Below are 10568 nucleotides of genomic sequence, written 5' to 3' on the forward strand. Positions count from 1 at the left end.
TTCGCGACGCAAGGCCGCTCCTACAATCAAGGCAGTTATCAGCTGTAGGGCATTTCTGAACCTGAAACCAAGTGCTTCGGGGTTGGCATGCTTCAGACCTATCCTACGCGCGCTGCTGAAGTATCGCTGTTGTCGGGGAAATGCCTCACGGATACCGTTTCTGGGTCGCTTCGGCGACCGGGTGTGAGAACCCGACCACGAATGAGCGTCACCCAAATGGTGGCTGTACGCGGGCAGACTTCGGTCTGGCCGGGGCTTTCCTTATTCACTCGGTTTCTCACCCCGCGTATGGCTGCCACCTAAATCCGTGAGAAAGATTTAGTGGCAGTTCCTTCCGTGAATAAGGAGTTACGCCATGATCAAGATCGTCCCTGACCCACCACGCCCGCTCATCCACACTCCCTACTTCTCTATCCACAGCGACATCTCCCCACACGACGCACTCACCCAGGCCCGCGAGCTCATCCGCGCTGTGGCCCAAACCATCGACGAACACTGCCGCGCCCACGCCAGCGAACCTGACCTTAGCCGGCTGGCCCACACAGCCCAGGCCGCCGAGTCGGCAGCGATATTGCTGCAGCACGCCAGTGAACGCATGAGCGCGGAGGGGGAGATCGCATGAACGATAGCCCCAAGCCCATCACCACAGCCGGCCTGGAAACCTTTCTGGAAGTCGGCGACCCACCCGTTGGCCTGTTGCGGGTGCAGCCCGGTATTGCGATCGACGATGCCTATGAACAGGTCTCTGTGCTGCTCAGCTACATCAAGCATCTGCTCAGGGAGGGTGATATGGAAGACGACCACAAGCTGTTGGGTGCGGCCGATTACCTGACGGCGATGGCCAAGGCATTGATGAACGATATCGAGCTGGCCAAGAACAAATCCCGCTGACCCACCGGGCCGTTTTGCGGCCCCAAGCGGGCGCACAAGAAAAGTTTATGCACAAGTAGCATTGCCAACTTGCGCGAAAGGCATGCCGAGCTGCTACACCGCTGGTCTTTGCGCAAACGCCTGTTTTTGCTGGCCTTGAACTGTACGAAGGAATAAGCCAAACGCTTGAAATAGCGCTTGGATCCAACCATTCATCAAAAGCTTGTGCACAGACTTATCCACAGGTTGTGCTGCGGCTAACGGTCGCGTTCTGCCAGGATGAGGATGTTGCGCGGGGTGAGGGGGTAGTCACAGAACAACCCGATGCGTACGGCATAACCCTGTTCTTCCAGAAACAACGCACGGTCGAGTATCAGCCACAGTTCCAGCGGGCGACGGAACAGGTTGCGCACACGTTCCAGGTTGCGCACTTCGGCCAGGCGCTGCCAACCGGCGGCTTCCAGGGCAGCCCAGTCGGGGGTGCCGCTCAGGGGCACGTGCTTGAGCTCGGCCAGGCCCCGGCAGTACGCCTCGAAAGGCTTGTCCAGCCAGGCCACCGGCAGCGAGGGAGTAGGCAGGTAATCATCACACTGGCGCTGCTGGCGTTGCAGCAGATCGAAGCCCAGGCGGCGGGCCATCGAGGTGTCGCGTTGGCGACGCACGCGGGCGCCCGCGGTGACGGTTTCACTCAACGGCAAGCCCAGGTCGTCCAGCGACAAGTGCAGGCTGGAGGCTTGCGCGGCGGTGGATAAAGCCTGGTACTGCTGGCCCTGGATGCGGTTGTAGCAGCAGGGGGCCACAGCCATTTGCCGGCAGCCTTGTTCACTTGCCAGGTGCAGAAGGCGTACGTGCAGGTCGCCGCAGGCGTGCAGGGCGACCACGGTCTTGTCGCTATCCAGGTGGCCGGCGCTGTCTGCGGCCATGACATCCTGATGGATATGGTGTGCAGGCAGGTGGTGGTGGTCGCTCAGCGCCTGGCCCGCGGTGACGAGCTCGGGGTCGTATTCCAGGCAGGTCAGGTACTGGCCGGGTTGCAGCAGGCGACGGCCGAGGTGGCCTTTACCAGAGCACCAGTCCAGCCAGTGCCGGGTTGGCGCGTTGAAGGCCAGCCGGCGGGTGAAGGCTTCGATCTGCTGCCACTTGCGGCCGGGCACGCCAACGTCGAGGCGGTGGGCGGCGGCTGGCAGGCCAGCGTCCGGGAGTGTGTCGAGGGTGCAGAGTTGCTGGGCTTGTTGGGCCAGTTGGGGGAAGGGGGCGGGCATGCCTTGCGTCACCCGCTCGGCTTCGGCGTCGCTCAGGCTGCATTGGCGCAGGTGGGCGGAGAGTTCGGGGTGTTCGGCTTCCCAGTCCAGGCGCAGCGCGGTGAAGGGCCTGGGTTTCCACAGGTGCTGGTGCTCGATCAGGAATTGGTCGAGAGCCTTGAAGCGGTCGCTTAGGTGCTGGCGGTGGGGGATGGGGGGTGGGGTCATGATTGTGGTCGGCAGGGGGTGGGGCTGCTTTGCAGCCCTTCGCGGGCAAGCCCGCTCCTACAGGAAGACGTTGGCCTGTGGGAACGGGGGGTGAGGTCTAGCGCCCTTGGCAGGCGTCTACCCGCAACCAGCGCTCCAGCAGTTTGAAGCCCTGTACCAGGACAAACGAGATAACCAGGTAAAACACCCCGGCGGCAAAGAAGATCTCCACCGGCAGGTAGGTCCGGGCGATGATGGTACGCGCCATGCCGGTCAGCTCCAGCAGGGTGACGGTACTGGCCAGCGCGCTGGCCTTGAGCATCAGGATCACCTCGTTGCTGTAGGCCGGCAGGCCGATCCGCGTGGCGCGCGGCAGCATGATGTAGATCAGGGTCTTGGCGCGCGACATGCCCAGTGCCCGTGCCGCTTCGATCTCACCCTTGGGGATCGACTGTAGCGCACCGCGCAGAATCTCGGCGATATAGGCGGCCGTGTGCAGGGTCATGGTCAGCACGGTGCACCAGAACGGATCGCGCAGGTAAGGCCACAATGCACTGCTGCGCACCGCCTCGAACTGGGCCAGGCCGTAGTAGACCAGGAACAGCTGCACCAGCAACGGCGTACCGCGGAAGAAGAAGATGTAGCTGAACGGCACGGCGCGCACGTACCAGTGCCGCGATGAGCGGGCAATGCCCAGCGGGATGGCCAGGATCAACCCGGCAACCACGGCAATGGCCACCAGCTCCAGGGTCAGGGTCGCACCCTGGGCCAGGCGTGGCAGCCATTTGATGATGACTTCCCAATTCATTGTTCGGCCCTCGCAAAGCCGCGAGCGGCGCGTTTTTCCATGAAGTACATGCCGGTCATGGCGACGACGGTCAAGCCCAGGTAGATGCAGGCCGCAACCATGTAGAAGGTGAATGGCTCCTTGGTCATGGTCACGCCGATTTGCGCGTGGCGCATGATTTCTTCAAGGCCGATGACCGATACCAGCGCGGTGTCCTTCATCAGGATCATGAACAGGTTGCCCAGGCCGGGCAGGGCGATGCGCCACATCTGCGGCAGGATGATGCGCGAGAGGATGCGCGCCTTGGACAAGCCCAGTGCCAGGCCCGCCTCACGGTGGCCCTTGGGGATCGCCAGGATAGCGCCGCGGAACACCTCGGTGGCGTAGGCGCCGAAGCACAGGCCGAGGGCGATGACGCCGGCAGCGAAGGCGCTGAGCTCAAGGCCCGGCATGTTGAGCGCTTCGCCGATGCTGTTCATCAGGCCGACGGTGCCGAAATAGATAAGCAGGACCCAGAGCAGTTCGGGCACGCCGCGAACCAGGGTCGAGTAGAAGCCGCCAAGCCATTGCAGCGGCTTGACCGGGGAAGTCTTGGCCAGGGCACCGAGCAGGCCCAGGACCAGCCCCAGCAGCAAGGCGCAGAGCGCCAGTTTTACGGTCATCAAGGTGCCAGCCGCCAGGGCCGGACCGAATCCGTGCAGGTCGATATTCATGGGTAGGGTCGTTCTAGGGACCGGCACGCCGCAAGGGCGTGCCGGTCGGGGCGAATCAATAGATGCTGAACGGGAAGTACTTGTCGTTGATCTTTTTGTAGGTGCCGTCGGCGACAATTTCCTTCAGTGCGGCATTGAGCTTGTTGCGCAGCTCATCGTCGCCTTTGCGTACGGCAATGCCGACCTTGTCGCTGTCGTTCACCGGTTCGCCTTTGAACTCGAAGTTTTTGCCAGCGGCAGACTTCAGCCAGTCGTAGTTGGCGTACTTGTCAGCGAGGATGGCGTCGAGGCGGCCGGAGGTCAGGTCCAGGTAGGCGTTTTCCTGGCCATCGTACAGGTTGACCTTGAACTCGTTGTCCATGCCGCCGTTGTCGTCCAGCCAGGTCGCGGCCTGGGTGGCGCGCTGGGTACCGATGGTCTTGCCTTTGAGCGAGGCGCGGTCGGTCTTGAAGTCGACGTTTTTCGGTGCGATGAACTGCTGCTTGTTCGAGTAGTACGGGTCGGTGAAGTCGACGGCCTGCTTGCGCTCGTCGGTGATCGACAGCGAGGAGATCAGGAAGTCGAACTTCTTGGCGTTCAACGCCGGGATGATGCCGTCCCAGTCAGAGGTGACCACTTCGCATTCGACTTTCATCTTGGCGCACAGTGCGTCGCCGATGTCTTTGTCAAAGCCGACCACCTGGCCGCTGGCATCCTTGTTGTTGAACGGCGGGTAGGCCGCCTCGATGCCCATTTTGAGTTTTTCGGCTGCCATGGCATTTGCCGAGAACACCAGGGTGGCGGCAGCGGCCAGGAGGAATTTCTTATAGGTCTGCATTCGTGTTGCTCCGTTAGCGGTGGCTGGACATGAATTGCTTGCAACGCGCCGAGGTCGGGTTCTCGAAGACCTGCTGCGGCGATCCTTGCTCTTCAACCAGGCCCTGGTGCAGGAAGACCACTTCACTGGACACCTGGCGGGCAAAGTTCATCTCGTGCGTCACCAGCAGCATGGTACGGCCTTCTTCGGCCAATGCGCGGATAACGTTTAGCACTTCCTGGACCATTTCCGGATCGAGCGCCGAGGTCGGCTCGTCGAACAGGATGACCTTGGGCCTCATGGCCAAGGTACGGGCAATGGCGGCGCGCTGTTGCTGGCCACCGGAAAGCTGGGCGGGGTAGCTGTGGCGCTTGTCGTAGATGCCAACCTTGTTCAGCAAGGCTTCTGCGGCTTCGATAGCCTCGGCCTTGCTTTGGCCGAGCACGCGGCGCGGCGCCTCGATGATGTTGTCGAGGATCGACATGTGCGGCCACAGGTTGAAGTTCTGGAAGACGAAGCCGATCTCGCTGCGCAGGCGGTTGATCTGGCGGTTGTCTGCGGCGATCAGGTCACCGTTTTTGGCGGCCTTGAGCTTGAGCGATTCGCCGGCGACCAGGATTTCGCCCTGGTGCGGGTTTTCGAGCAGGTTTATGCAGCGCAGCAACGTGGACTTGCCGGAACCGGACGACCCCAGGATGGAGATCACGTCACCATCGCGCGCGGTCAGCGAAATGCCCTTGAGAATTTCCTGCTCGCCGTAGCGTTTGTGCAGATTGCGGATTTCCAGCGCGGGCGTGGCCTGGGCCATGTGCGGTCCTCATGTGTTCGGGTGCGTTCCCAGCTGTTGGCGGCCTTCCTGGCGTGCGCCAAGCTAGCATAGCGGCATTAGGCGGCCAACAGGGTCGCTAGGGGCTCGGGTCGCTGTCGGGGCAGATTGTCGCATCGCTGCAGTGCAACGTCGCGAGGATGACCGCGAAGGTCTAGCCCAACACCAGAGCCTTGATGAAAAAAGGCGCGATGGTGCCAGCTTTGGCCCGCTCTTGGAAGCGGTTTTGGACCATTCGCGGGTAAACCCGCCGGCACAGGGCTGGTAATCGGTTTACCTGCAAAAGGGTGAACGTGGGTAATGGGTTGTACCTTGAGGTTGTACTTTTTTGCATTGCAACGGTGCAAAGGTGTTACCTGGGAGCACCTTTGGTGCGTTTGTAAGTGGGTATTTCCGTAATCCCGACTCGGCAGGCGGTTTTGGCGACCTTTCGGTCAAAGCATGGCCGAAAGCCCTGCAAGCCGCATCCTTAAGGGTTGCCAAAGATTTCTGACGAATGCATTCAGCAACTGGCTCGCTTATTGCCACTGGGAAACCGCCGATTGCAGCGACGCCTAAACAACCCCAGGCGCGCTTCGTTCCCGTAGTCGGCGTGGTCCACTCCTTACAAAGGTAGTTTTATGAGCGGTAACAATTCCAACGACCTCGCTCAGGGGCTCAAATCGCGGCATGTCACCATGCTGTCCATCGCTGGCGTAATTGGCGCCGGTCTGTTCGTGGGTTCCGGCCACGCCATTGCGGCCGCAGGGCCTGCCGTACTGATGGCCTACGCGGCTGCCGGTACGCTGGTGGTGCTGGTCATGCGCATGCTGGGCGAAGTGGCCATTGCCTCGCCTGACACGGGCTCCTTCTCGACGTATGCCGACCGCGCCATCGGGCGTTGGGCCGGCTTCACCATCGGCTGGCTGTACTGGTGGTTCTGGGTGCTGGTGATCCCGCTGGAAGCCAACGCGGCCGCAGCCATTCTGCATGCCTGGTTCCCAGCTGTTGATCTGTGGGTCTTCTCCTTGATCATCACGCTGGTGCTGACCCTGACCAACTTGTGCAGCGTGAAGAACTACGGCGAGTTCGAATTCTGGTTCGCCCTGCTCAAGGTGCTGGCGATCATCGGCTTCATCGTGGTGGGCTGCGTGGCCATGTTCGGCCTGGCGCCGGGCAGCCAGGTGAGCGGTGTCAGCCACCTGTTCGACACCCAGGGCTTCATGCCCAATGGCCTGGGCGCGGTGCTGGCCGCCATGCTGACCACCATGTTCTCGTTCATGGGCACCGAAATCGTCACCATCGCCGCTGCCGAGTCCAAGGACCCGGGCAAGCAGATCAGCCGCGCCACCAACTCGGTGATCTGGCGTATCTGTCTGTTCTACCTGGTGTCGATCTTCCTGGTCGTGGCGCTGGTGCCGTGGAACGACCCGGCCTTGGCGGAACTGGGTTCATACCAGACCGTGCTGAGCCGCATCGGCGTGCCGAATGCCAAGCTGATCGTCGACATCGTCGTGCTGATCGCCGTGACCAGCTGCCTCAACTCGGCGCTGTACACCTCTTCGCGCATGCTGTTCTCGCTGAGCAAACGTGGCGATGCGCCGGCTGTTGCACAGCGCACCACCAAGGCGGGCACCCCGCACTGGGCGGTACTGTTGTCCACTGCAGCGGCCTTCCTGTGCGTGTTCGCCAACTTCGTTGCGCCGGCCCAGGTGTTCGAGTTCCTGCTGGCCAGCTCCGGCGCCATCGCGCTGCTGGTGTACCTGGTGATCGCTATTTCGCAACTGCGCATGCGCAGCCAGCGTGAAGCGCGTGGCGAGAAGATCGACTTCAAGATGTGGCTGTTCCCGGGCCTGACCTGGGCGACCATTGCCTTCATCATTGCCGTGCTGGTGGTGATGGGGCTGCGTGAAGATCACCGTGCCGAGATCATCGCGACGGCCTTGCTGAGCATTGGTGTGGTGGCCGCTGGGCTGCTGGTGCATCGCAAGCGCGAAGCGGCAGGGCGGGTGGCGCTGGATAACTGACCTGCGCTGCTATGAATGAAAAGGCCGCGCCCTGTGTTGGGTGCGGCCTTTTTGTTTGTCTGGCCTTTTCGCTGGTCAGCCGTACAGCTTCTGCTGTTGCTTGGCGACCACTTCGGAAGCGGTGATATAGGCTTCCTGGAACGCGTCGCTTTCCAGCCAGGCCATGGTGGTGTCTTCGTCGGCGCCATCGAGCCAGGTGCGGTAGGCGGTGAACACCAGCACGATGTAGTCGGTGGCGTGCTCTTCCTTGTGGCCTTTGAGTACCAGGGTCAGCAGCGGGTCGACCAGGAATACCGAGATCATCGCGACCAGGCTGGTTTCCTGTGCCACCTTCATTTTGTCGAACAGCTCTTTGTAGCTGTCCGACTCCATGGCCTTGTTGAACACCTGCTCGATGCTGGCGCTGTCACCGGCGCTGGCCTTGACCGTCTGGCCGCTGCGCACCATGCGGTTCTGCTTGGCCTTGTTGGCGGCGCGTTTGGCGCGTTTCTGTTGCTTGGTAGTGGTGGCCATGGGTAGGTCCTTGGGGGTGCCTGAAAAAGTGCGCGTATTGAATCGTACTTGCCTGCGAAACCCAAGCGGCAAGCGAGGGTCCTAGGCAGGTTGCCGGATGTCCGGTACCCACTCATGAGGAATTCACGGATGAAAACAGCGATCTCGCTTGGCCTGCTGGCTGTGGCGCTGTCCGGCTGCGGCAACATTGCCGCCGTCAAGTCGTTCAATACCCCGTATGGCTCGCCGACGTCGGGCGATACCGCACGCCTGCGGGTGATTGCCGATGGCATGGTGCGCGCTGTGCCGGGCAAGGATTGCGTCGACTGGTACAGCCCCGGGGCAGGGGTGATTGCAGTGCCCAAGGAGGGCTTCGCCGACCGCAATGGCGAAACCCTGGGCATGCCTGCCAGCGCCCCTGTGGCGGCGGGCGATGCGGTCAGCGAAGTGCTGGTGCCGGCCGGCAAACCGTTCACCTTGCACTTTCTCGACGGCGGGCGCAGTAGCTACAACAGCGTCACCAACTGCCTGGGCATGTTCTATTTCGTGCCGCAAAAAGGCGCCGACTACGAAGTGGTGGTGCGCGGCTACAACGCCTGTGGCGTCGAGCTGCGCCAGCTGGGTGTAGAGCAGCCGGTAAAGACCACCAAGGCTGAATACTGCAGCGCCATGGCCAACTTCTGATTGCCCCTTTCAGTGGGCGGTGGCTGGCGCCTCGTCCTCTTCGAAGTCGCGTGATGCGCGCCCTACCAGCATGGGGTCCGGGGCATGTGCCACAGCCGAGTCCTTGCCCGGGTAATCCAGCGAATGCAGGAAGTGGCGGATGCAGTTGATGCGTGCGCGCTTCTTGTCATCGGACTTGATCACCGTCCATGGCGCATCGGCCGTATCGGTATGGAAGAACATCGCCTCCTTGGCTGCGGTGTAGTCGTCCCATTTATCCAGCGACTTGATGTCGATGGGCGACAGCTTCCAGTGCTTCAGCGGGTCGTCGCGGCGCGAGATGAAGCGCCGTAGCTGTTCCTCGCGGTTCACCGAGAACCAGTACTTGAACAGCAGAATGCCGCTGTTGCACAGCATGCGCTCAAGGTCTGGCGCCTGGCGCATGAACTCCAGGTACTGCAGCGGGGTGCAGAAGTCCATCACCTTCTCGACCCCGGCGCGGTTGTACCAGGAGCGGTCGAAGAAGACCATTTCACCCGCCGTTGGCAGGTGCTGGATGTAGCGCTGGAAGTACCACTGGCCTTTCTCTTGTTCGGAAGGCTTCTCCAGCGCGACGATCCGCGCGCCGCGCGGGTTGAGGTGCTCCATGAAACGCTTGATGGTGCCGCCTTTGCCCGCCGCGTCGCGGCCTTCGAACAGGATCACCACGCGCTGGCCGGTTTCTTTTACCCAGCTCTGCACCTTCAGCAGTTCGATCTGCAGGGCATGCTTGGTCTTCTCGTATTCCTGGCGGTGCAGGCGGGTGCGATACGGGTAGCTGGCAGGCAAGCGTGCGCGGGTGCTGTCTTCGTTGCTGCCTTTGGGTGCCGTGGCCACTTCAAGTGCGGCGGGTTGCTGGCTGATACGGGTAATCGCGGGTTCGGGCTTGCGCTGACGTGGCCGGCGCGGGCGCGGCGCAGTGGGGGTGGGTTCGCTGGGGGCGGGGAGCAGGAGGGTGGATTCTTCGCTCATGGAAGTCCTTGCGGGTAGTCGAATGTCCACCTGGCATTTTAAGGGTGAGCGATTGGTGGCTTTTTGATGTTGGTCAAGCTGAGTGAAGGCGGCAGCGTTCGTATAAACAGCTTGAAACAAGTGTAAATTGATGTAGTGTTAACTGTGGTTTACATTTTCGCCATGCACACACTAATTCAAACCGATAGGTACAGAAGGTGGTTCTCTGCCCTGCGTGATGATCGAGCGCAGCTCGTATCAATATTCGATTGCGTCGAATCGAGCTGGGAGTATTGGGTGATTGTAAGCCGGTAGGTGAGGGAGTATCCGAGCTTCGGATTGACTACGGTCCAGGTTATCGGGTGTATTTCGTTCAGCGCGGCTATGAGGTAATCATTCTCTTGGCGGGAGGTGACAAGGCTAGCCAGGCCGCGGACATCAAGTCAGCACTCAAGCTGGCACGCAATCTTTAGGAGGTTGCCATGACAGACATCAAACTAAGCAAGTGGGACGTCGTAGACCACTTGAAATCCGAGAAGGACATGGTCTTGTACCTCGAGGCATGTCTTGAGGAAAATGACCCTGCATTGCTTGCCGCAGCGCTGGGTGACATAGCGCGAGCGCGAGGCATGGCTCAGCTAGCGCGCGACACTGGCCTGACCCGTGAAGGGTTGTACAAAGCACTGTCTGCAGAGGGTAACCCCAGTTTGGCCACTATCATGAAAGTCATGGCGGCTCTTGGGGTGCGGTTACATGCTGAGGTTGTACCTGCCCAGGTCTCAGGGTAGGCACCAGAGGATCGGTAATACAGGGCGCTGCACCAGCCCCCGATCCTGATAGACACAAAAATCGCAGACAACAAAAAACCCGCACTTGGCGGGTTTCTTGTTGTCGCTTCGGGTAACTTTGCAACCACCAGAAGCTGAAGGTGGTGCCCAGAGACGGAGTCGAACCGCCGACACGAGGATTTTCAATCC

13 protein-coding genes and 1 pseudogene are annotated in these 10568 nt (G+C 61.1%); 6 read left to right on the forward strand and 8 right to left on the reverse strand.

The window, feature by feature from the left end; genetic code table 11:
• The first annotated feature begins 355 nt into the window (after positions 1 to 355).
• Together NP534_RS23075 and NP534_RS23080 are read left to right on the forward strand one after the other, a co-directional pair.
• Positions 356 to 622, forward strand: coding sequence for a hypothetical protein (locus NP534_RS23075; RefSeq protein WP_274100229.1), 267 nt, complete (start codon positions 356 to 358; stop codon positions 620 to 622).
• Complete coding sequence (locus NP534_RS23080; RefSeq protein ID WP_095065003.1) at positions 619 to 891, forward strand: DUF3077 domain-containing protein; 273 nt, start codon at positions 619 to 621, stop codon at positions 889 to 891. The genes NP534_RS23075 and NP534_RS23080 overlap by 4 nt, the downstream gene beginning before the upstream one ends.
• A gap of 236 nt (positions 892 to 1127) precedes the next feature.
• Here NP534_RS23080 and NP534_RS23085 read toward each other — a convergent pair whose 3' ends face one another.
• The 5 genes from NP534_RS23085 to NP534_RS23105 form a co-directional block, all read right to left on the reverse strand.
• Positions 1128 to 2339, reverse strand: coding sequence for a methyltransferase (locus NP534_RS23085; protein WP_274100230.1), 1212 nt, complete (start codon positions 2337 to 2339; stop codon positions 1128 to 1130).
• Between the two features lie 97 nt (positions 2340 to 2436).
• Positions 2437 to 3126 (reverse strand): ABC transporter permease, encoded by a 690-nt coding sequence (locus NP534_RS23090; protein ID WP_033703192.1) that lies wholly within the window; start codon positions 3124 to 3126, stop codon positions 2437 to 2439.
• The gene (locus NP534_RS23095; protein WP_033703191.1) at positions 3123 to 3818 is read right to left on the reverse strand and encodes an ABC transporter permease; all 696 of its coding nucleotides are present in this window, start codon (positions 3816 to 3818) and stop codon (positions 3123 to 3125) included. The genes NP534_RS23090 and NP534_RS23095 overlap by 4 nt, the downstream gene beginning before the upstream one ends.
• Positions 3819 to 3873: 55 nt before the next feature.
• Entirely contained in the window at positions 3874 to 4635 is a 762-nt protein-coding gene (locus tag NP534_RS23100) for an ABC transporter substrate-binding protein (protein ID WP_033703190.1), read from the reverse strand.
• A 13-nt stretch (positions 4636 to 4648) separates the two neighbouring features.
• Entirely contained in the window at positions 4649 to 5422 is a 774-nt protein-coding gene (locus tag NP534_RS23105) for an ABC transporter ATP-binding protein (RefSeq protein ID WP_027917578.1), read from the reverse strand.
• 638 nt (positions 5423 to 6060) lie between these two features.
• Here NP534_RS23105 and gabP point away from each other — a divergent pair.
• Positions 6061 to 7446: a GABA permease gene (gabP, locus tag NP534_RS23110; protein ID WP_274100231.1), complete on the forward strand. Its 1386-nt coding sequence runs from the start codon at positions 6061 to 6063 to the stop codon at positions 7444 to 7446.
• Positions 7447 to 7521: 75 nt separating this feature from the next.
• On the opposite strand, the gene NP534_RS23115 is transcribed toward gabP, so the two are convergent.
• Positions 7522 to 7959 (reverse strand): hypothetical protein, encoded by a 438-nt coding sequence (locus NP534_RS23115; protein WP_274100232.1) that lies wholly within the window; start codon positions 7957 to 7959, stop codon positions 7522 to 7524.
• Between the two features lie 129 nt (positions 7960 to 8088).
• On the opposite strand from NP534_RS23115, the gene NP534_RS23120 reads away from it, so the two are divergent.
• On the forward strand, positions 8089 to 8622 hold the full coding sequence (locus NP534_RS23120; protein WP_050506183.1) for a hypothetical protein: 534 nt from the start codon (positions 8089 to 8091) through the stop codon (positions 8620 to 8622).
• A 9-nt stretch (positions 8623 to 8631) separates the two neighbouring features.
• Here NP534_RS23120 and ppk2 read toward each other — a convergent pair whose 3' ends face one another.
• Positions 8632 to 9612, reverse strand: coding sequence for a polyphosphate kinase 2 (gene ppk2, locus NP534_RS23125; protein ID WP_095065008.1), 981 nt, complete (start codon positions 9610 to 9612; stop codon positions 8632 to 8634).
• Positions 9613 to 9774: 162 nt separating this feature from the next.
• Here ppk2 and NP534_RS23130 point away from each other — a divergent pair.
• Positions 9775 to 10064: pseudogene (locus NP534_RS23130) on the forward strand (type II toxin-antitoxin system RelE/ParE family toxin).
• 9 nt (positions 10065 to 10073) lie between these two features.
• Positions 10074 to 10379 carry an addiction module antidote protein gene (locus NP534_RS23135; RefSeq protein ID WP_186661410.1) on the forward strand — a complete coding sequence of 102 codons (306 nt, stop codon included), beginning with the start codon at positions 10074 to 10076 and terminating at the stop codon, positions 10377 to 10379.
• Here the strand turns inward: NP534_RS23135 and NP534_RS23140 are convergent.
• A partial coding sequence (locus tag NP534_RS23140) for a hypothetical protein (protein WP_274100233.1) occupies positions 10371 to 10568 on the reverse strand: 198 nt, incomplete at its 5' end. The two genes, NP534_RS23135 and NP534_RS23140, sit on opposite strands and share 9 nt — an antisense overlap.

Origin of the sequence: Pseudomonas sp. 39004, from assembly GCF_028682155.1 — a bacterium.
Taxonomy (GTDB): Bacteria; Pseudomonadota; Gammaproteobacteria; order Pseudomonadales; family Pseudomonadaceae; genus Aquipseudomonas; species Aquipseudomonas capeferrum.